We start from the raw sequence: 21,279 nt of genomic DNA on the forward strand, positions 1-21,279 counted from the left end.
ACGAGGAAATCACTGTGCAAGCAACGAGCGAATTTGAACAGGCGACGGCCGCTGGCCGTCTGGCAGGCAAGGTAGCCATTGTGACTGGCGCGGGCTGCGTCGGCCCCGGCTGGGGTAACGGCCGCGCCGTAGCTGTGCTGTTTGCCATGGCGGGGGCGCGCGTTTTCGCGGTCGACAAGAACCTCGATGCCATGGAAGAAACGGTGCGCCGCGTACGCGAGGCCGGCGGTGAGGTCACCCCGTACACCTGCGACGTGACCGACACTTCGGCAGTCAAAGGCATGGTTGATGCCTGCGTTGAGCAATACGGCCGCGTCGATGTCCTGGTGAACAACGTGGGCGGCTCCGCTGCCGGCGGCCCCGTGGCCTTGTCCGAAGACAAGTGGGATGCCCAGGTCGCGTTCAACCTCAAGAGCGTCTATCTAACCTGCAAGCACGTGCTGCCCGTGATGGAAGCGCAAGGCAGCGGCGCCATCGTCAATACGGCGTCCACGTCGGGCATCCGCTGGACGGGCTCGGCGCAAGTGGCTTACGCCGCGTGCAAGGCCGGCGTGATTCAGCTCTCCAAGGTGGTGGCTGTGGAGTATGCGAAGAAGGGCATTCGCGTGAACACGGTGGTGCCGGGGCAATTGCATACGCCCATGGTGGAAGTGCGCCTGGCCGGCCAGCGTTCCGGCGGCGATGTCGACAAGCTGCTAGAAAGCCGCCTTGCCCGCATTCCGCTTGGCTTCATGGGCGACGGGCGCGACACCGCGCATGCCGCGCTGTTCCTGGCTTCGGACGAGGCGCGTTTTATTACCGGTACCGAAGTCGTGGTCGACGGCGGCATGACAGCGCGGTGCGACTGATCATGCAAGGCGAACTGAACGGCGGCGTGTGGGATTGCCATACGCACATCTACGGGCCCTGGGACGCGTTTCCGTTACCGGCCGATGCGTCGTATCGCCCAGCGGAAGCCCCGATGACGCAACTGCTTTCGCTGCACGAGCAACTGGGTGTCTCGCACGGCGTGCTGGTGCAGGCGGCGTGCTACCAGTCCGATCACCGTGCGCTGCTGGCAGCGCTGGCCATGACGCAGGGGCGCTACCGAGGCATCGCGCTGGTCGATCACACCACGAGTGACGATGCCCTGCGCGAATTGCATGAGGGTGGCGTGCGTGGCATCCGCTTCAACTTCATGGGGCACCTGCCGGGCGACCGTGATCTGGGCCGCTTGCGCGAACTCGCCGAGCGCGTCGGGCCGATGGGTTGGCACGTGCTGCTCCACGGGCAACTGGATCAGCTTCTGCCGGTGCTCGACGTGTGGGAAGACCTCGACGTGCCGCTGGTGATCGACCACATGGCCCGTCAGGATGCAACCCGTCCGCTGGACGAAGCTGCCATGCGCGAGCTGGAGCGTCATCTGCGTCAAGACAATCGGTGGATCAAGTTGTCGGGTGTCGACCGGCTGATGCAAGGCGCAGCGCCGCCGTGGACTGCTGCGCTGCCGCTGGTCAGGCGCCTGGTGCAAGCAGCTCCGGACCGCGCCATCTGGGGCACGGACTGGCCGCACCCCAACATCAAGGGCGACGTGCCCGACGACAGCAGCCTGCTTGCGTTCGTGCAAGAGGCCTGCGGTGCTGAGGCAGCCCAAGCTGTGCTGGTCCATAACCCACAGCGGCTCTATTTCTGAGGCGTCGCCATGCAAGCCACGTTTATCGATGCCGCCCAGGCAGGGCACTCTGCTGAGCAAAGCGCCTGCCGCAAGGCTGCCTGGCGCCTAGTGCCGCTGCTCGCGCTCGCCTACTTCGTCAACTATCTCGACCGGACCAACGTCGGCTTCGCGGCGCTGACCATGAACCGCGACCTGGGCTTGAGCGCCGCCCAGTTTGGTCTGGCTGCTGGCATCTTCTACGTGGGCTATTGCCTGTTCGAGGTGCCGAGCAACCTGGCGTTGTATCGCTACGGCGCACGTCGCTGGCTGGCGCGGATCATGATCACGTGGGGCCTGTTTGCCGCAGGCACAAGCTTGGCGGTAGGCCCCAATAGCTATGCGGCGATTCGCTTGCTCGCCGGCATTGGCGAGGCGGGGTTCTTTCCGGGCGTCATCTTCTATCTGACGCTGTGGTTTCCGTCGCGGTACCGCACGCGCATGATGGGATGGTTCCTCGCCGCGATTCCGCTCTCGTCGGTGTTCAGCGGGCCGCTGTCGGTGTCGATGCTGGAGTTGGACGGCTGGCTTGGGCTGCACGGCTGGCAGTGGCTGTTCATCCTGCAAGGGCTGCCGGCCTGTGTGCTGGGCGTGCTGTGCCTGCGCATGCTGACCGACCGCCCCGATAACGCAACATGGCTGACAGCGGAGGAGCGCGCCGCCCTGATGGCGGCCATCGAGCGGGAGCGCAGCACGTCGGTCGAGCATCGCCTCGGACCTGCCCTCAAAGACGCGCGTGTCTGGCTGCTGACGGGCATCCTATTCAGCTACATCATTGGCATTCTGGGCATTGGCGTGTGGATGCCGACCATCCTCAAAACGCATCACCTATCGAACACGCAGGTGGGCTTTGCTACCGCGCTGCCTTACATCGTCGGCGCGCTGGTGATGCTCGGCTGGGCACGCGTAGTGGCACGTACGCAGCGCTATGTTCTGCATCTGGTGATCACCTGTGCGGTGGCGGCGCTGGGCTTCTTTGCGTCGGTGGCGTCTGATGCGCTGGTGCCGGCCATGCTCGGGTTGACGGTGGCGGTGGTCGGGCTGTCGTCCGTGCGCACCTGCTTCTACAGCATTCCAGCCACGTTCCTTGATAAGCAGGCCGCCGCGGGCGGGCTTGCGTTTATCAACTCGGTGGGCAGCCTTGGCGGGTTGTTTGGTCCGTACATGGTGGGCTGGCTGAAAGACGCCACGGGCTCGTTCAAGGCCGGGCTGATCGGCATGGGCGCCATGTTGGTGCTGGCAACGCTGCTTTCTCTGGTGCTGCTGAGCCGCGTCAAGGAGGGTCAGCGATGAGCAACGACTGGTGGCAACCCAGCCTGCGCACCCCCGACCCAGCCGTGCGCATTCTCGACCCCCGTTTCGAGCACTACCGTCTGCCGCACGCGAAAGTCGAACGCCTGTGGACGGGCTGCAGGTGGGCCGAAGGCCCCGTCTGGTTTGGCGACGCCGGGGTGCTCTATTGGACCGACCTGCCCAACGATCGCATCTTGCGTTGGGATGAGGCGTCCGGCGCGGTGGCGACATACCGCTCGCCCTCGGACAAGGCCAACGGGCTGACGCGCGACCGGCAGGGCAGGCTGATTGCCTGCGAGCACGGGCAACGCCGCGTTACGCGCACGGAATACGACGGCAGCATCACTGTGCTGGCAAGCGAGTTCGAGGGCAAGCCGCTCAACTCGCCCAACGATGTGGTGGTCGCAAGCGACGGCGCGGTGTGGTTCACCGATCCGCCGTTCGGTCTGGTGAGCGACTACATGGGCCAGATTGCCGAGCCGCAGTTGCCGGCCAGCATCTATCGGATCGACCCGCGCGATGGGCGATTGGACTGTGTTGCCGACGATGTGCTCGGCCCCAACGGGCTGGCGTTCTCGCCGGATGAGCGCACGTTGTATGTGGTCGCATCGCGTGCCAGGCCGCGCGAAATCCTCGCGTTCGACGTGGTCGACGGCAAAGCGCTGGCCAATCGCCGCATGCTGATCGATGCCGCGGACGGTGCTCCGGACGGCTTTCGCGTCGATGTGCACGGCAATCTTTGGTGCGGCTGGGGCACGGGCACGGCAGAGCTTGATGGCGTGCGCGTGTTCGCGCCTGACGGCACCGCTATCGGCCATATCGCACTGCCAGAGCGCTGCGCGAACCTGTGCTTCGGCGGGAGGCACCTCAACCGCCTTTTCATGGCGTCCACCACATCGCTTTACGCCCTGTACGTGAATACACGCGGGGCAGTTTAGTTCCGCAACACCAAAAACCAAACGAGAACGACTTAGGAGACAAGACATGCCGTTCCAATCCAGAGTGCGCCGGTTTGCGGCGCGTACGCTGTGCACAGTGCCGTTGATCGCCGCAACCGGTGCGGCCTGGGCCGCCGATATTCACGTGCTGGCGACCGGTGCGTTGCACGCAGCGTTCGAGCAGGTCATACCGGCGTACGAGCGGCAGTCGGGCAACCACCTGATCATCGCGTGGGGACCGTCCTACGGCACCTCACCCGACGCCTTGCCTGTGCGCATCAAGAACGGCGAACCGATGGATGTTTGCTTCATGATCGGCGCCGCGCTGACGGAGCAGGTCAAGCAGGGGCGCTTCATCCCGGAGTCGCGTGTTGATCTGGTGGGGTCGGGGGTCGGCGTGGCGGTACGCAAGGGGCTGCCCGTGCCAACGATCCGCACGGTGGACGACCTGCGCAACGCGCTGCTCGCCGCCAAGTCCGTGGCCTTCTCCGAGGGTGCCAGCGGCACCTACATCACTGGCACGCTGTTTGAGCGGCTGGGCATTGTCGAGCAGATGAAAGCCAAGAGCGTGCTGATCCGGGGCAAGGAGCTGGTTGGCTCGGCGCTGGAGCGTGGCGAGGCCGATCTGGGTCTGCAGCAGATCAGCGAGCTGCGTGCATTCAGCGGCATCCAGTATGTCGGCCCGCTGCCTGCCGAAGTGCAGAAGACGAGCGTGATTGCGGCTGCAGTGGCCAAGGATGCCAAGGAGCGCCAGGCCGCCGAAGGATTGATCACCTACCTGCGCTCGCCCGAAGTCGCTGCCAAGCTGGTCCAGACCGGGCTTGACCCGATTCCCGCTAAATAACCCGATCTACTGCCGCTGTTTGACGCGTCGCGGTTGGTTTTCAGCCGCGTGGGGCAACTGCTGCCCGAAACAAGAACAAACCGGGCCATATCCCCGAAAAAGGAGACTCCATGACGTTGCAGAAGTGCATTCTGGGCGCCGCTTTGACGTTGATGATGTCCGCCTGCGCCACGTCCGTGCAAAACGGCGCAGACGTGCAGCGAACGCTCGTCCGCTATGGCGATGTGCAAATTGAAGCGCTCAGCCAAGGCGTCGGGCCGACGGTTGTCATCCTGCCTTCGCTTGGCCGCGGCGCGGAAGACTACGACGAGGTCGCGCGTCTGCTTGCCGCCGATGGGCTGCGTGTCCTGCGGCCGCAGCCGCGGGGCATTGGCCAAAGCAAGGGCCCGATGGCCAATCTCGACATGCATGCGTTTGCGGCCGACGTTGCTGCCGTGCTCGACCAGAAAAAGACGGGGCCCGTTGTCGTGGTGGGGCATGCCTGGGGCAGCCAACCGGCGCGCATGCTGGCGGTGGATCGGCCTGACTTGGTGCGCGGTCTCGTCATGGCTGCAGCCTCTGCTGGCAAGCTGCCGCCTGGCTCCAACGAGAAGCCTTACGGCCGGTTGCGCGAGGCGATTGACGGGTCCGGCAACCTCGCGCTGCCCGAGGCAAAGCGTCTGGAATACCTGCGTCAGGCGTTCTTCGCTCCCGGTCATGATCCCAAACCGTGGTTGGGTGGGTGGTACCCCGATACCCACCATGCACAGGCCCATGCCCGCAATGTCACGCCTGTGGATGCGTACTTTGCTGGCGGCACCGTGCCCATGCTCGATCTCCCGGCGCAGTACGACGCGGTGGTCGTGCCCAACGTATTCAAGCCCATGCTGGGCAACCGCGTGACGGTGGAGGTGATTCCCGATGCGGGGCACGCCATGGCACCGGAACAGCCCATGGCGATGAGCCGCGCGATTGCCCGCTTCGCCCGACGTGTCTATGCGGGCGCGTCCTGATTCAGTCAACACAACAACACGCAGGTCGGTGCATCCGTCCGGCATGCCTATCCAAACCAAGGAGAACATCATGAAATTGATCAAGTCCGGCTGTACCGCACTGGCTGCGGCCATGCTTTCCTTCTCTGCACTGGCAGCCACGGATGCCGGGCAGATTGATCGTGAACTGGTCAAGTACAGCAACGTGCAGATTGAGGTGATGAGGCAGGGCAAGGGGCCCTTGATCGTCATCCTGCCGTCGCTGGGCCGTTCGGGGCGCGATTACGACCAGGTGGCAGACAGGCTCGTCGCCGACGGCTTCCGCGTGTTGCGCCCTGAGCCGCGTGGCATTGGCCAGAGCAAGGGTCCGATGGCGAATCTGGACATGCATGCCTTCGCCGCCGATGTTGCTGCAGTGATCGAGCACGAGAAGCAGGGACCGGCAGTGGTCGTGGGCCATGCCTGGGGCAACTTCCCGGCGCGTATGGTGGCCGTGGATCGGCCCGAGTTGGTGCGCGGTGTTGTTCTGGTTGCCGCTTCCGCCGGAAAGGTACCGCCGGGCTCGACCGAGAAACCCATCAACGCGGAGATGCGCAAGGCCATCGACGGCGCAGGTGACATGCATCTGTCGGAAGAGCAGCGGCTGGAATACCTGCGGAAAGCCTTCTTTGCGCCGGGCAACGACCCACGTGTCTGGCTCGATGGCTGGCATGAAGAAACGCATGAGGCGGAGTCCCATGCCCGCAACGTGACGCCGGTCGATGCGTACTTTGCAGCAGGCTCTGCACCGATCCTGGACTTGCAGGCAGAACACGATGCGGTGGCACCGCGCCGGTTCTCGCAGGTGCTGAAATCAATGCTGGGAGATCGTGTGACGGTGGTTGTTGTGCCAAACGCCGGTCACGCCTTTGCGCCGGAACAGCCCAAGGCAATGGCGGATGCGATCGCCACGTTCGCCAAGCGCGTGTACGCAGAACCAACCAAGCAATAACGGGGAGTGGCCTACCATGCTTCCTGGCGGACGACGATAAGACGCTGCAACGCGTCAGATACGATGGAGAGCGGTTTGAGCGAGATATCTGGGTAGCGATTCATCAGGATCTGCGCCATTCGCCGCACGTGAGAACAGTCATGGACTTCCTGTTGAAAATCGTGGCGGAAAATCCCATCTTCGCGGTACGCGCTTAGAAAGCGAATCTATGGGCCGCCTCTTGCGGGCAACTCGAAAGGGCGAGAGCCACAGCAAATAATCAGAGCCAGCGCGAACAGGTTCATACCGCTGAACGCCTGCTTTTGCGCACAAAGCTGACAAATAAAGCTTTGGGCTCGTTGGCTGAAGTGGGTCGAACTGAGACGGCCAACCCTGCGGTGAAATCGTGTTTTTGATTTCTCGAATCTTGCGTTGCAGCGTGCAACGAGGGCATCAACCAGAGAATGCGGACACCCAAAGAAGAAGCCCGCAATGCGGGCTTCTTCATTCTCGATGCAGTGTGGTTACAAGCCGCTGATGATGGGGGTGAACCCTGAATCAAAAATGCGCTGACGGTTCTGCTGGATGTGCAGATAGTTTGTCGGGTCGAGTCTTGTCAGCTCTTTGATCGCGGCATCTTTCAGGGCTTCCATGCCTGCTGTGTTGGCTTGACTCGTACGAAGCTGGCGCTCCAGTTCCATCGCGTAGGTCTTCCAGTCGCGAGCGTTTCGTTCGGCTGCGAATGCCCGGCCAAGCGCTGCTCCATTGTCGAGATTGCTCATTGCTGTTCTTTGCCGGCAGATTTGTTTGTGTGGGACGAGTCTAGGCGCTGGCGCGTGACATAGACGGGCTTGATGCCCTTTGCCTCCAGTTCGCGCACCGCTCTAGCCACGGCTTCGTTGGCTCGCCTGAGAAACTCTGGGCTCGTCATGTACTGACCGAGCTTGTCTGCTGGCATGATGATTTTCCTCGCTGCTCTGCGTCAAGAATACTCCGCTCGAGTGGGGTGCGAAAGAGTGAAAGTGATGCCTTCTGGATGACAAGCGCGACCAAATAACCTCAGGCTGAGGAAGGCAGGCTGTCCGCTCGATCTGCGGTTAGACATCTCCGCTTTCGTTCGATTTAGGTCTGTATTGCTCAACGATGTCAATGAGGACCTTATCGAACTCCATGAGCCCGTCGACCGCGTCGTTAAGGGGCATCGGCGTACCTCGGCTCAGCACAAACGAAGCGCCCAGTTTTTCCCCAGCAATGACCAGTTCAAGCGCCTCCCGCAGAATGGAGTCGGGCACGTCGTGCTTGAAAATCCCAGAGATTCGCTGCTTCAAGTATTCGAATCGGGGTGGCGTGAGCGGATGGCGTTTGACCGCGTTAGCGGCGAGCTGTGAGAGGACTTGTGCTGTCGGCTTATTGGCCATGGCGCCAACCAGTCGCACTACATCTTGTGTGACCTTGGCAGCGAGATCCTCTGGCGACGAGAAGAAGTTGACCACGTGCGATTTCTTGAGAACTCCCTTGAGGTCGCGCAGTTTCTCTGCTGACGTGTCGGTGTCGACATGCTTCGGGAGAACAGGATGTGTTTCTTCGTCTATGACATAGATGAGGCTCGGGAGATGCAGCGCCTGGGCTTCCTCATACTCGAGTTGAGTAAGGGACTTGCCGGATTGTGGATCGACGAACCCGTACCGCATGGCGAAAATGCCAACATAGGCATCTGCAGCGCGAACAAGGCGCAGACATTCCTCCTTCGGCGTAGCAGGTAGAGCACCGAAATATTCCATGGCCCGTGAGCCGTATTCCAGTCTCCCTATCGCTTCGCGCACGAGCTGACGGTGGCGTTGGAGATCGGCGAAGGTCGAACTGACGAAGATGGAGGGGGGCATGAGATATCACCAAAATGTTCTTAGGCTCGTACTGGCAAGCGCGACCAAATAACCTCGCGAATGTGGTACCGAAATAGCCAGTCGCTATGCCTTCTTTTCTGCAAGTCTTCTTGGAACCACGTCTCCGCCTCCAATTGTCTGTGAAGGGCGGCGACAGCGATCCCGAACGCATCGCCCGTTCCGCCTGGCCCAGCAGCCTCAGCCACCTAGTGCGCTCGGCGGATGACGTTCTGCAGGGCGCGAATTTCCATCAGCAACCGCCGCACAACGGGGTCGTCGCCATGGCGGGTCACCAATGATGGCGAGTTGGGCGCGGGTGAGCGCTGGGTATTCGATGCGAAGGGGGTGGGGCATGGTGCGAATACTGTATTTTTATACAGTATCTTGCGACGAATGCTACGCGTCAACGCAGACAATGCACATGTGGATGGACGCGCACCTTGATGCCCGCACGCGGCGACTAACCATCCAACCGGGATACTGGGTTGTTGATCGAATGAAGTTGCGATATCCCCCGCAAGCTTGGGTCACCGGTGTAATCTCATTGATGCGGGACAAATCAAAATGGCGAAAAGGAATATGGGGAAAAAAATACTGGCGGTTGGCTTGCCTCTGGCTTCTGATGATGTGGAATTTGCTGAATTCAATTCAAAAACATCATTGCTAGACTGGGATGTTATTCTGTTCAGTCCGAATATAAACGATTTTATCGGATATGGTTCTGAAAAATTTCAAGGAAAACCGAGCCTTAATTCGACGGCGTCATTTGAGTTGCAAGAATGCTGCGAGCATTGGAGGCGAGAGATAAAAGAGGCCTATGAGTCTGGGAAAACCGTTATAACTTATTTGCCATCGCTTGTTGAGGTCTATGTCGATACTGGAAAAAGGGAATATTCTGGTACCGGTAGAAGTCAAAAAACAACTATTAAAGTGGCGCCATATAATAATTATGACGCTCTTCCGGTTAACCTTTCTCCAGTATCAACTGTTGGGGCTTCAATGAAGCTTTCAGACAAAGGTGCTGAGATTCTGGCCCCTTATTGGACTGAGTTTGGCGAAGTTTCAAGATTCAACGCTGTGCTCACAGATAAATCCGTGCCAGCGGCGATAGTGACGCGAACCGGCGCTAAGGTGGTAGGCGCCATTTACCGAAGCAAAGTATCGCCTGGTGCGTTGATCTTGCTCCCAGATATTGATTTTGAGGGGATATGCTTCGACACCAACGATGAGGATGAGACCTACGAGACCGAAGCTGGACGTCAGTTCTGCGCGCGGTTCATCAGGGCGACTGTCGCCCTTGATCGGGCAGTGCGAACTTCGGCGGAAGTTACGCCAGAGCCGTCATGGGCTGCCGACGACAAGTTTGTTCTCAGCTCGGAATACGTTCTGAAAGCTCAGTTGCTTGATGTGGAGCAGCAACTGGAGGCTGCTCAAAGACGTAAGGAGGAATTGCTGGATGCTCTGCGCGACGCAGGATCGCTTCGAGGACTGCTTTTTGAGAAAGGGAAATTGCTTGAGAACGCAATAATATCCGCCCTTAAAATTATGGGGTTTACCGCATCGTCATACAAGGATTCCGAGTCGGAGTTTGATGTTGTTTTTGAAAGTAGCGAAGGGCGGCTGATCGGGGAGGCGGAAGGAAAAGATAGTAAGCCGGTTAACATCGATAAGCTACGGCAGCTTTCTATGAACGTCTTCGAAGATCTTCAGCGAGAAGGGGTGTCTAAGCCGGCCAAGGCGGTCCTCTTTGGCAATGGATTTCGCTTGCAACAGTTGACTGAGCGCGGCGATCCTTTCACGGAAAAATGTCATGCGTCGGCGTCGACGTCCTCAACTGCGCTTGTGGCTACATGTGATTTATTTGCTCCGGCGCAATATCTGACCGAGCAGCATGATCCAGCTTATGCAGAAGCGTGCAGGAAAGCGCTGTTAGCCACTACAGGGCGCGTCGTTTTCCCAGAACGAAATTCAGGGAACAAGGGTGGTGACACGTTGGAGCTGCTGCAAGAGAAGGGCGCCGACGTTGCTTGATCCCGTGATGGCAAGAGGTGAGGCGGGCTAGTGGCTGTGCCGTTTTCGGCGAGGACTCCGTCCGCTCACAGCCGGATTGAGGCTGCAATGGAGTGGTTTTTTTGCAGGTGCATAGATACCCCAGAACTGCCCGCAGCAAGGCTCAGGAAAAGGCAAACTCCGTTCCTCGGCTTTGTGCAGTTCTATGCACTTTGCTGATGCGCAGGTGTAGGCTTCGTGACATCCAGCGAGAGGGTAGGACATGTTTGCACAGTGCACAAACGGCACGATTTGTTTTGAGCTGGTCAAGGGTATTCCGTCAGCCATTGTTGCGCTGACAGTAGCGATCGCAGGTGGCTACATCACCTGGCAGCAGTACAGGGTCGCTCGGGCAAAACTCAACTTGGACCTGTTCGAGCGACGTTACGCGGTCTTTGAAATCGTGTGGGGCTATCTTTCCCGGACTCTGCAAGGCGGTCCCGATGGTCCGTTCACTGGGAAGTCCGCCGAATTGACGAATATCATCCCGCAGACCGAATTTCTCTTCGGTGCCGAAATGGCGGGCTATTTGCGCTCGATTCACACCATGGCGTTGGAGCTGTGGACGATCGACCAGAGGACAAAGGCCCGTGGCGACGTCATGGACCAGGCGGACATCAAGAGGCATTTGGACGTGGCGAACTGGCTCAACGTGCAGGCGTCTACGGGTGCAAAGGCTGAGTTCGGAAAGTACCTAGATTTCAGCAGGTGGGATTGATCAATGCACGTGCACTTCACCGCGTAGGTGTTCACGCTGGCAATGCGTCGAAATCGACGCATCTGAACTAAGGGCCACTGAGCGGAAGGCGTGAAACGACGCAACTTCGACGCACGATGCGCCCAGCGTTCTTCGCCACGGCGCCCTAAGATCCGAATCGACGCAGAATCGACGCATCTCGGGAGCAGGCCGCTAGCGTTTCTAGCTGGGTTTCAACTTCCGCTGACGGTTTGCGCTGGCGGTCTTGAAGCGAGCCAGCTTGTCAACCTTGGGCGAGTGTTTCACTGACCGGGATGCCGTGACCACGAGCGGCTTGATTCTCTCAAGCCCGCTCTTGCCATGGACCGCATGACCGTACCGACCAATCGAGTAATCTGACAGGTGCCCCATGAACTTCGCTGCGTCCTCCAGGGGCACGGCGGGATCCGCCTTCAAATCCGATGCGATTTGGTGACGAAAGCAGTACGGGCTCACTCGTGTCCGCAGCCGAGGAAAGACGGCCTTGCCCAGCGAGATCACGCAGTTGTACAAATAGTCGGCTTTGTGGGTCAGCCGAGCTTCGCCACCCATCTCATTCTGTTCTGCATACTCTCGTAGGGCCGCTAGAGCAGGGTGCTCATCAGACGTCGGACTTGGTCTTGTATCGAAAGCATAGGTTCGAGTACGGAGGCCTCTGACTTGGCTGCACTTGGCTCCAGTCACCTCAATGACAATCTTGCCGTTGCGGTGGGCGATGCGCACGCCTTGTTCGATCTCGGCCGGTCGGCAGCCGACCACCCACAGTAGGGCAAGCGCGGGCAGTAGCTTCGGTCGGGATTGGCGCCAGTCCGGTTGGGATGCGCGTGAGAACATGTCTTCTCGCCAGTTGGGTGGCAGCAACTTGAGTGCGGTTTTCTTGGCCTTCCCCATATGAATGGTCTCAGTCTTGGGATTGGTGTCTGGCGGTTCGTCGGCCGCCTACTGGATGGATTTCCGAACGGTCTGAAAGCGGCTCAAAACCACCCCCGGGATGCGATGCATCCCGACCCCTGAGGGGTGTGGGGCTGACTGACTTTGGGTGCCAATTCGCCATGTCTGCGCATGTCGGAATTGACACCCAAAGTCAGCCAGCCCCCCCTTGTCCGACATGCTTTTCGGACAAGGGACCGACATTGGATTTCTGTGCGATGAAATCGGCATGCCCGGGTGCGGATGGGTGGTGTGCTGGTGTGATTGGTGTCAGCGCATGCGCGGCTCGCCAGATCGTGGGGGAGCGGTTTGCACCCCACTGGTTAGCGTGGCGCGCCGTTCTTCCCGCGTCCGCCCGTGGACAACCGTGCTGCCCACAGCGCACGGCTGTGGACAGCCGCCACTCGAGGCGGCGGTCCCGCGGTTGCCACACCGGCTCCTCGCGGTCTCCCCCTTTGGGGCTGACGCGCCGCGAGGCGGCTTGCCCTAGGTGAAAGAGAAGACCATCCCCAACCCCAATTTCTGCAAGCAATCGGCGGTAGTTCAACGATTCGCACCCGCGCGCTCCGTCGCGCCCGAATCGAGCCGCACGGGGACCCTCTGGGGAGAGCGGCGACCTCGAGCGAAGCGAGGGGGCGATTCGGCTCAGCATTTGCCGCCATGCAGGTTTGAACCGGCCAACCGTCGTTCGGTCGGTCGCGCTTTCACAATTTTTCGCACCACTTCCAAGCTCTCCTCGGAAATCTGCGATTTGGTACTGCGTGCAGCGGCTGTCTGCGGTACTGCTGCCGTCCGCATTTCCGCGCGTCTAGCTTGCACGGCTTGCCCAGACTCGAGCTGAAATGAACCTGCTTGCCATCGTTGCACCAGATCCAGCACCCAGCCTCGGATACTCGAGATTGCTATGCGCTTGCCGCGGGACACATCCTCGAGGGCGCCAGCAAGTTCGTCTGCGATGTCTTGTGCCGCTTCCACGGGGAGGCGTGCCAACAAAGCGGTCAGCAGTTTCCGATGCTGTGAAACGGTGCGATCAAATATCAGGTGTGACGCAAGTGGGGGACCGCCGATGTCGTTGTGCAATGCAGTGGTTGTGGTGGTCTCTGCGGTAGTCTGTGCAGTAGTCTGTGTTCTTTTAGTTGGCGGGACCTCTGCCGGCTTGTCGGTGCTATGGCCTCCGCCTTGGAGGCGGACCTCGCTCCAACCAGTTGGCGGAGTTTCCGCCAACTGGTTGGACTGCAGTAGGAGTTGGTAGAGGCGTTCAAAATTGACCCTGTAGTAGAGCTTGGCGGGAACGCCGCGTCTGTCTTCATCCAGTAGCCCAAGGGCCTTGAGGCGGCGGCGCGCTGATTCTTGCCGTGCGCGAGGTAGTGCCGTTTCCCATTCCCAGCTCTGCCGGCTTGCATCTGAAGGCGGCATCATCCGGCCTTCCGAATCGCGCTCCGCGTCGCGGAGCTTGTAAAACCAGTTCTTGTCTCCGACTTTGGATTGCCAATAGCAGGCCTGGCACAGGAAAACTGTGGCCTCGACATCACCGATCATGCGAGCCATTGCGGCTGAATAGGCGATGACGTCCCGGTTTCCCACCAATTGGCCAACGAGTTGCGGAGCCCGTGCAAAATCGGTCATGGTGGTCGAGCGCTTAGGCTGCTTGCGGGGCAAAGTTCTCTACGCCATTTCAACAGCGTGTCGCCGGCGACCGCGGCGCGGCCCGCGAGGGTGCTGTCCTTCGGCCGACGAGTCCTCCTTGGGGGACAACCGTTTGAGCCATTCGCGAACGTCTGAAACACGCCACCGCACGCAGCGGTGCTTACGTATGGCCGGCTGTGGCAACTCTCCGAGTCCGCTCCTGTGATAGAGGGCGTTTGGGGAGATGCCGAGAAGGTCGGCGAACTCCGCCGGCGTGATCAGCGCCGTCGGATCGAAGTGTGCGAAGGCTGATCGGAAGTCGGTTTCAGCGATGTTTGGTTTCATCTGCATTTGCTTAACGTCCCTTGGCTGCGGTAACCTGCCCATGAAGTTTCGGGCGAGATCTCAGTCCGCTAAATGGCGAATTTCCGGGAGTTTCGCGATGAGCCGACCGCGGCGCGGGGCAGATACTAAAAGCGATAAGGCGACGACTGTTTGGGTGCTGCGAGCAATCTGGGCTGGAAGCGGCTGCTTGCTGCAGCGTGAAATTGAGGAGAGGTTGGGACTCCCCTCTGGCAGTTTCGCGAAGTACATCAACGAAAACCAAGAGGATCATGTCCTAGGACCAACGAACCTACCGGCGGTGGTCCTGCGCGCGTACGAAGAGGAGTGGCTCGACGATTGGCATGTTTTTGAGCTTGGGCTTTCTCAGTGCGTCCCGTCACAGATTGAAGCGTTGTTCAAGCGTCGCCACGACGCATACGCCTTGTTTGAGGCCGGCATGGACCACATGCGCAAGGGAGGACTACCTGGTCCAAAGAAGCGCGGCCGGCCGCGGCGTTGGGACAAGGTTCGGGAAGCCGAGGCGAGAGCAGCCTACGAAGCTTGGTTGGAGGACATCTGCAAACTTGGCGCTCGCGTTATGGACGTAGAAGAATGGCAGGGTTGGCTTGACGTTTCGGACCCACGCATGACGATGGGTCAAACCATGGAGCAATGGGGTAACGGTCTGGACGAGGTGCCTTGCCCACCATGGTTGAGCGATAGGGATTACTGGGAGACTATCTACCCTTTGAATCACCCCTTGCTTCTCGATCGCCTCATACTGATTACCGAAAGCGATATGCCCTACACCCCCCATCCTGAGCGACTTGAGCTTCGCCCTAAGGAGCGAAGCCGGGTCAGTGCTGGCGCTAGCTCGGCGGTTGTGCGAACCGAGGTTATACGAACTGAGTGTGGGGAGGAGTTCGAGATGGAGGTTGTCGGGGACGATCTAGGAGAGTTTCTCGCACAGAGGGCGGCAGCATGGCGGCATGCGGAGGGGATTGCTGATGATCTTCTCGCTCGTTTGCAGGGGCGGAAAAGTGGCGGAGTCGATACCCGAGACTAAGGGAAGATTAATGCAGTCAACGGAGGTTTAGGGACGGCAGAGTCCCGTAGAATCAAGGCGCTGCCTGGGTTGGGCGGCGTCAGGCAGGGCTGGTTTTCGTTTCACACGGCAGGGGTCACAGGTTCAATCCCTGTACCACCCACCAAATTCGCGAGCAATCGCAAAAGAAAGGCCCTCTGGCAATCGCCGAGGGCCTTTTTTCTTTGCTGTCTTTCGTGATCCGCTCCCGCGCACTCCACAGAATCTTCCTTCTGGCGTAAAAAAACGACAATCGTCCCAGCTGGATGGTGTGTACAACGCCTGCACCGAGTTGAAGCCGCTCGCCCTGTTTTGTGCAATGGGCCGTTGTACAACGGCGAGAAGGTTGCCCGCACAACGGGGAGGCCACCAGGGTCGCCGCGCACGGGATGTCGCAGCAAATATCGCGTACGAAAGGTCGGGATAACCCCTGCTCCCGATGGGGCGGTTGGCGGGAACTCACGCAGATCGGTTACGTACAAACATGCGAGCGTGCTTGGTGGCACTGGGTACGCTTTCTGCTGTACCAGGAGCACGCACGCTGACGGTGCGAGCGGCAACAACGGGTTGCTTCGCAAGATGGTGTTGATGGGATTGCGAGTTGCTGCGATTTGGCACTGCATCACATCGAGCGCTAACGCGATGGCGATTGGTTGTCCACCGCTTAGGGTCTTCAACCGTTCTTGTGCTCATCCGCGATTCGTCTACAGTGGATTAAGTACCGCATTCAACGCACGCAAGAACTAGCCTTGTTCCAGCATGACCATGCTGGAGGTGAGGAAGAAATCTACGGGGGAGATATGGATATTTTCCGCCACTACGCTACGCGTTTCGAAGCTCGCAAAGAGGACGAGTACAGCATCCAGGAGTACCTGGATATCTGCAAGAAGGACTCTACCGCTTATGCGACCGCAGCCGAGCGCATGCTTGCTGCAATCGGCCAGCCCGAACTGGTGGACACCCACCACGACCCTCGGCTGTCGCGGTTGTTCTTCAACAAGGTCATCCGCATCTACCCGGCCTTCCGGGAGTTCTACGGCATGGAGGACACGATCGAGCAGATCGTCTCGTTCTTCAAGCATGCCGCGCAGGGCCTTGAGGAACGTAAACAAATCCTCTATCTGCTCGGGCCCCCGGGCGGCGGCAAGTCTTCTCTGGCTGAAAAGCTGAAGGCGCTGATGGAGCAGATTCCCATCTATGCGCTCAAGGGCTCGCCCATTCACGAGTCCCCGCTCGGGCTGTTCTCGCCCGACGAAGACGGCAAGATTCTGGAGGAGGACTACGGTATTCCACGCCGCTATCTGAACTCGATCGCCTCGCCATGGGCGGTTAAGCGGCTGCATGAGTTCAACGGCGACATCACGCGTTTCCGTGTGGTGAGGCTGCATCCGTCGGTGCTGTCGCAGATTGCGATCTCCAAGACAGAACCGGGTGACGAGAACAATCAGGACATTTCGTCGCTGGTCGGCAAGGTCGACATCCGCAAGCTGGAGGACTATCCGCAGGATGATCCGGACGCGTATTCGTATTCCGGCGGGCTGTGCTTGGCCAACCGCGGGCTGCTTGAGTTCGTCGAGATGTTCAAGGCGCCCATCAAAGTGCTGCACCCGCTGCTGACGGCCACGCAGGAAGGCAACTACAAGGGTACCGAGGGCTTTGGCGCGATCCCGTTTGATGGCGTGATCCTGGCGCATTCGAACGAGGCGGAGTGGCAGAGCTTCAAGTCTGACCGCAACAACGAGGCTTTCCTCGACCGCATCTACATCGTCAAGGTGCCGTACTGCCTGCGCGTGTCGGACGAGGTGAAGATCTACGACAAGCTGCTGCGCAACAGTTCGTTGTCGAACTCGCCGTGTGCACCGAACACGCTGAAGATGATGGCGCAGTTTGCGGTGCTCACGCGCATCAAGGAGCCGGAGAATTCCAACATCTTCTCCAAGATGCGCGTCTATGACGGCGAGAGCCTGAAGGATGTCGACCCGAAGGCCAAGTCGTATCAGGAGTACCGCGACTTTGCCGGCATTGACGAGGGCATGACCGGGTTGTCGACGCGTTTTGCCTTCAAGGTGCTGTCCAAGGTTTTCAACTTTGACGGGGCGGAGGTGGCGGCCAACCCGGTGCACCTGCTGTACGTGCTCGAGCAGCAGATCGAGCGCGAACAGTTTGCGCCGGAGACCGAATCCAAGCTGATGTCCTACATCAAGGAGTACCTTACTGCACCTTATGTGGAGTTCATCGGCAAGGAGATTCAGACTGCGTATCTGGAGTCGTACTCGGAGTACGGGCAGAACATCTTCGATCGCTACGTGGTGTTTGCCGATCTGTGGATCCAGGATCAGGAGTATCGCGATCCGAACACGGGCGAGATTCTCGATCGCAGTGCCTTGAACGACGAGCTGGAGAAGGTGGAAAAACCGGCGGGCATTTCCAACCCGAAGGACTTCCGCAACGAGATCGTCAACTTCGTGCTGCGCGCGCGGGCCAAGAATGGGGGCAAGAACCCGCTCTGGACGAGCTACGAGAAGCTGCGCGCGGTGATCGAAAAGCGGATGTTCTCGACCACGGAAGATCTGCTGCCGGTGATCTCGTTCAACGCCAAGTCGTCGCACGATGACCGGGCCAAGCACGAGAACTTCGTCAACCGCATGGTGGAAAAGGGCTATACGGAGAAGCAGGTGCGCCTGCTGGTGGAGTGGTACCTGCGCGTACGGAAGTCGTCTTAAGGAGCGGCGCGAAGCAGGCAACTTCCAACCGAGGGCAGCCACATGGGCACGATCATCGATCGGCGAGAGAACGGCGGCGGCAAGAGTACCGTCAACAAGCAGCGCTTCATCAAGCGCTACAAGGACCAGATTCGTCGCGCGGTGGCCAAGGCGGTGTCCGGCCGGAAGATCATGGACATCGAGCAGAGCGGGCAGGTGTCCATTCCGGTCAAGGACATCTCCGAGCCCATGTTCCACCACGGCTCGGGCGGGCGCCGGGAGGGCGTCCACCCTGGCAACCGGCAGTTTGTCGTGGGCGACAGCTTTGACCGCCAGCAGCAGGGCAGTGGCGGTACGGGCTCCCAGGCGAGTGATTCGGGCGAGGGTGAAGACGACTTTGTCTTCACGCTCTCGCGCGAGGATTTCCTCAATTTCTTCTTCGAAGACATGGCATTGCCCGACATGGCCAAGCGGCACCTGGCCAAGATCGCGGAAGTGCGCAAAGTGCGCGCTGGCTACTCGCTGGATGGCACGCCATCCAACCTCTCCATTCTGCGCACGATGCGCAGCTCCATTGGCCGCCGCATCGCACTTTCCAGCCCTTACCAGCGGCGTCTGCATGAGCTAGAGACGGAATATAACGAAGTGCTCCAGAACGACGGACCGTACTGCGCGCGCGCAATGGAGCTGATGAAGGAAATGCGGCACCTGCGCTCGTGCCTGGACCGCGTGCCCTTTATCGAAAAGCTCGACCTGCGCTACAACAATCGCGTACAGCGCAAGCGCCCGCAGGCGCAGGCCGTGATGTTCTGCGTGATGGATGTATCGGGCTCAATGGATGAGCAGCGCAAGGACCTCGCCAAACGCTTCTTCATGCTGCTCTACCTGTTCTTGAAGCGGAACTACGAGCGCATCGACGTCGTCTTCATCCGTCACCACACCGTGGCCAAGGAGGTGAGTGAGGAGGACTTTTTCCACTCACGCGAATCTGGCGGCACGGTGGTGTCGAGCGCGCTCAAGCTGGTCGCCGAAGTGATTCAGGAGCGCTATCCCCCCAGCCAATGGAACATCTACTGCGCCCAGGCATCGGACGGCGACAACTGGGCGGGTGACTCGGAGTTGTGCGCCACGCTGCTGCGCGAATCGATCCTGCCAGTGACGCAGTATTTCGCTTATATCGAGGTCGTTTCCACAGAGCCACAGAACCTGTGGGAGGAGTATCTTACGGTGCAGGCTGCATACGAAAACTTCGCGATGCAGCGCATCCTCAAGGCAGACGAAATCTATCCGGTATTGCACGATTTGTTCCAGAAGCGCACCACCTGAGTGGCAGTGCCCGCGGCGCTGCTTCGGAGAGCACGCGGCAGCGTGTGACGGAGTCAACGGGGAACGAGCATGGCCTATCTTTCGACAGGCTCCGAGTGGACCTTTGATCTGATCAAGCTCTACGACCAGCAGATCGCCCAGATTGCCGGCGAATTTGGTCTGGACACCTATCCGAATCAGATCGAGATCATCACCGCAGAGCAGATGCTGGATGCCTATGCGTCATCCGGCCTGCCTCTGGGCTACAACCACTGGTCGTACGGCAAGCATTTCCTGGCGTCCGAACGCGGGTACCAGCGCGGCCAGATGGGGTTGGCTTACGAGATCGTCATCAACTCCAACCCCTGCATCGCCTATCTGATGGAAGAGAACACGATGCCGATGCAGGCGCTGACCATCGCGCACGCTTGCTACGGCCACAACTCTTTCTTCAAGGGCAACTACCTGTTCCGCACCTGGACCAACGCAGACGCCATCGTCGACTATCTGCTGTTCGCCAAGAGCTATGTGGCCGAATGCGAACGTCGCTACGGTGAGCAGGAGGTGGAGCTGCTGCTCGATTCCTGCCACGCCCTGCAGAACTATGGTGTGGACCGCTACCGCCGGCCCAAGAAGCTGTCGATTACCGAAGAGCAGGCGCGCCAGGACGAACGCGAAAAATACCTGGAGGCGCAGGTCAATGACTTGTGGCGCACGCTGCCAAAGCACCGTGCGCATGCGCTGGCCACCGCAGACGATGTGCCCGAGCCCGAACCGAAGTTTCCGCCGGAGCCGGAGGAAAATCTTCTCTACTTCATCGAGAAGAACGCACCGAAGTTGCAGCCCTGGCAGCGAGAGATCGTGCGCATTGTGCGCAAGATCGCGCAGTATTTCTATCCGCAGCGGCAGACCAAGGTGATGAACGAGGGCTGGGCCACGTTCTGGCACTACACCATCCTGCACAAGCTATACGACGAAAAGCTCGTCAACGATGCCTTCATGCTGGAGCTGCTGCAGGCGCATACCAATGTGATTTACCAGCCGCCGTATAACAGCCCGTACTACAGCGGCTTCAATCCGTACACGCTGGGCTTCCTGATCTTTCAGGACATCCGCCGCATTTGCGAAGAGCCGACCGATGAAGATTTCCGCTGGGCGCCCGAGATTGCCGGCAGTGACTGGCAGGAGACGCTCGACTTTGCCATGCGCAACTTCAAGGACGAGAGCTTCTTGCTGCAGTTCCTGTCGCCGCGGGTGATTCGTGAGCTGAAGTTGTTCTCGGTGCTGGATGATGACCGCGAGCCCAAGCTGCGCGTGACCGCCATCCACGACGATGAGGGCTATCGCATGATCCGCCAGTTGCTGGCGAGCCAGTACGACTTGTCGAACATCGAGCCGAACATCCAGGTCACCAATGTGGACGTGGGCGGTGATCGTTCGTTGACCATGCGGCATCAGCAGAACAACCGCCGCCCCCTGGGCAGCAACTACGAAGAGATGGTCCGCCACGTCACCCGGCTCTGGGGCTTCACCTGCCGGCTGGAAGTGGTCTACGAAGACGGTCGGCGCGAGATGAAGTACGAGTGCAAGCCTGACTAGCGCGTCAACCGTCGGTGAGTGGCTGTGCTCACACCGCCGGGGCGGCGGGCTCAGCGTTTTTTACGCTTGCCTTTTTCTTTTCTGCAGGCTGAAGCGTTTGCGGCATGCCCGGCGGTTCTGCGGTCCCCAGCGCGCCGAACAGGGCGCGGACTGGCGCGATCATCGGTTCATCTCCCCAATGTGTCGCCAGCGTGCGCCAGGCTTCCGCTGATGTGGCTGAAGCGGCGCACGAAAAACGCGAAAGCGTTTCACGATAAATGCGAAAACACGCAGGAAGTTACCAAAGTCCATGGTTAAACACCCGGCTTGATAACTGAACGAAGTACAGGCACACA

Annotated in this window: 20 protein-coding genes; 13 read left to right on the forward strand and 7 right to left on the reverse strand. The window is 59.7% G+C overall.

Annotated features, from left to right (window positions below; all coding sequences use genetic code 11):
• Positions 1-14: 14 nt before the first annotated feature.
• The 7 genes from ACS13N_RS04640 to ACS13N_RS04670 all read left to right on the forward strand — a co-directional run bounded on the left by ACS13N_RS04640 (position 15) and on the right by ACS13N_RS04670 (position 6,727).
• Entirely contained in the window at positions 15-848 is an 834-nt protein-coding gene (locus ACS13N_RS04640) for an SDR family NAD(P)-dependent oxidoreductase (RefSeq protein ID WP_438930561.1), read from the forward strand.
• A gap of 2 nt (positions 849-850) precedes the next feature.
• Positions 851-1,672: an amidohydrolase family protein gene (locus ACS13N_RS04645; protein WP_438930562.1), complete on the forward strand. Its 822-nt coding sequence runs from the start codon at positions 851-853 to the stop codon at positions 1,670-1,672.
• A gap of 9 nt (positions 1,673-1,681) precedes the next feature.
• Positions 1,682-2,983 (forward strand): MFS transporter, encoded by a 1,302-nt coding sequence (locus ACS13N_RS04650; protein ID WP_438930563.1) that lies wholly within the window; start codon positions 1,682-1,684, stop codon positions 2,981-2,983.
• Positions 2,980-3,921, forward strand: coding sequence for an SMP-30/gluconolactonase/LRE family protein (locus ACS13N_RS04655; RefSeq protein WP_438930564.1), 942 nt, complete (start codon positions 2,980-2,982; stop codon positions 3,919-3,921). The genes ACS13N_RS04650 and ACS13N_RS04655 overlap by 4 nt, the downstream gene beginning before the upstream one ends.
• A gap of 46 nt (positions 3,922-3,967) precedes the next feature.
• A complete protein-coding gene (locus ACS13N_RS04660) occupies positions 3,968-4,765 on the forward strand; it encodes a substrate-binding domain-containing protein (protein WP_438930565.1) in 798 nt (265 codons plus the stop codon).
• A gap of 110 nt (positions 4,766-4,875) precedes the next feature.
• Positions 4,876-5,757: an alpha/beta fold hydrolase gene (locus tag ACS13N_RS04665; protein WP_438930566.1), complete on the forward strand. Its 882-nt coding sequence runs from the start codon at positions 4,876-4,878 to the stop codon at positions 5,755-5,757.
• A 70-nt stretch (positions 5,758-5,827) separates the two neighbouring features.
• Positions 5,828-6,727: an alpha/beta fold hydrolase gene (locus tag ACS13N_RS04670; protein WP_438930567.1), complete on the forward strand. Its 900-nt coding sequence runs from the start codon at positions 5,828-5,830 to the stop codon at positions 6,725-6,727.
• Positions 6,728-7,230: 503 nt separating this feature from the next.
• Here ACS13N_RS04670 and ACS13N_RS04675 read toward each other — a convergent pair.
• The 3 genes from ACS13N_RS04675 to ACS13N_RS04685 form a co-directional block, all read right to left on the reverse strand.
• The gene (locus ACS13N_RS04675; protein WP_012435966.1) at positions 7,231-7,488 is read right to left on the reverse strand and encodes a hypothetical protein; all 258 of its coding nucleotides are present in this window, start codon (positions 7,486-7,488) and stop codon (positions 7,231-7,233) included.
• Positions 7,485-7,664 (reverse strand): hypothetical protein, encoded by a 180-nt coding sequence (locus ACS13N_RS04680; RefSeq protein ID WP_438930568.1) that lies wholly within the window; start codon positions 7,662-7,664, stop codon positions 7,485-7,487. Before ACS13N_RS04680 ends, ACS13N_RS04675 begins: the two co-directional genes overlap by 4 nt.
• Positions 7,665-7,803: 139 nt before the next feature.
• Positions 7,804-8,589, reverse strand: a complete 786-nt coding sequence (locus tag ACS13N_RS04685) for a DUF4062 domain-containing protein (RefSeq protein ID WP_280818294.1) — start codon at positions 8,587-8,589, stop codon at positions 7,804-7,806.
• A gap of 564 nt (positions 8,590-9,153) precedes the next feature.
• Between ACS13N_RS04685 and ACS13N_RS04690 the strand changes: the two genes are divergently transcribed.
• On the forward strand, positions 9,154-10,620 hold the full coding sequence (locus ACS13N_RS04690; RefSeq protein WP_438930569.1) for a hypothetical protein: 1,467 nt from the start codon (positions 9,154-9,156) through the stop codon (positions 10,618-10,620).
• A 241-nt stretch (positions 10,621-10,861) separates the two neighbouring features.
• Positions 10,862-11,356, forward strand: coding sequence for a hypothetical protein (locus tag ACS13N_RS04695; protein ID WP_280818296.1), 495 nt, complete (start codon positions 10,862-10,864; stop codon positions 11,354-11,356).
• A gap of 201 nt (positions 11,357-11,557) precedes the next feature.
• Here ACS13N_RS04695 and ACS13N_RS04700 read toward each other — a convergent pair whose 3' ends face one another.
• The 3 genes from ACS13N_RS04700 to ACS13N_RS04710 all read right to left on the reverse strand — a co-directional run bounded on the left by ACS13N_RS04700 (position 11,558) and on the right by ACS13N_RS04710 (position 14,317).
• Positions 11,558-12,265, reverse strand: coding sequence for a site-specific integrase (locus tag ACS13N_RS04700; RefSeq protein ID WP_280818297.1), 708 nt, complete (start codon positions 12,263-12,265; stop codon positions 11,558-11,560).
• A gap of 684 nt (positions 12,266-12,949) precedes the next feature.
• Positions 12,950-13,930 (reverse strand): hypothetical protein, encoded by a 981-nt coding sequence (locus ACS13N_RS04705; RefSeq protein ID WP_438930570.1) that lies wholly within the window; start codon positions 13,928-13,930, stop codon positions 12,950-12,952.
• 39 nt (positions 13,931-13,969) lie between these two features.
• Positions 13,970-14,317, reverse strand: a complete 348-nt coding sequence (locus ACS13N_RS04710; RefSeq protein ID WP_407488596.1) for a helix-turn-helix transcriptional regulator — start codon at positions 14,315-14,317, stop codon at positions 13,970-13,972.
• A 145-nt stretch (positions 14,318-14,462) separates the two neighbouring features.
• On the opposite strand from ACS13N_RS04710, the gene ACS13N_RS04715 reads away from it, so the two are divergent.
• From ACS13N_RS04715 to ACS13N_RS04730, 4 genes are all read left to right on the forward strand, one after another.
• A complete protein-coding gene (locus ACS13N_RS04715) occupies positions 14,463-15,320 on the forward strand; it encodes a hypothetical protein (RefSeq protein ID WP_280818299.1) in 858 nt (285 codons plus the stop codon).
• An 818-nt stretch (positions 15,321-16,138) separates the two neighbouring features.
• Positions 16,139-18,061, forward strand: coding sequence for a PrkA family serine protein kinase (locus tag ACS13N_RS04720; RefSeq protein ID WP_438930571.1), 1,923 nt, complete (start codon positions 16,139-16,141; stop codon positions 18,059-18,061).
• A 42-nt stretch (positions 18,062-18,103) separates the two neighbouring features.
• Positions 18,104-19,366, forward strand: a complete 1,263-nt coding sequence (locus ACS13N_RS04725) for a YeaH/YhbH family protein (RefSeq protein ID WP_438930572.1) — start codon at positions 18,104-18,106, stop codon at positions 19,364-19,366.
• 69 nt (positions 19,367-19,435) lie between these two features.
• Positions 19,436-20,944, forward strand: coding sequence for a SpoVR family protein (locus tag ACS13N_RS04730; RefSeq protein WP_438930573.1), 1,509 nt, complete (start codon positions 19,436-19,438; stop codon positions 20,942-20,944).
• A 28-nt stretch (positions 20,945-20,972) separates the two neighbouring features.
• On the opposite strand, the gene ACS13N_RS04735 is transcribed toward ACS13N_RS04730, so the two are convergent.
• Complete coding sequence (locus ACS13N_RS04735; protein WP_438930574.1) at positions 20,973-21,107, reverse strand: hypothetical protein; 135 nt, start codon at positions 21,105-21,107, stop codon at positions 20,973-20,975.
• Between the last annotated feature and the right edge of the window lie 172 nt (positions 21,108-21,279).

Origin of the sequence: Ralstonia sp. 24A2 (assembly GCF_051783885.1) — a bacterium.
Taxonomy (GTDB): Bacteria; Pseudomonadota; Gammaproteobacteria; order Burkholderiales; family Burkholderiaceae; genus Ralstonia.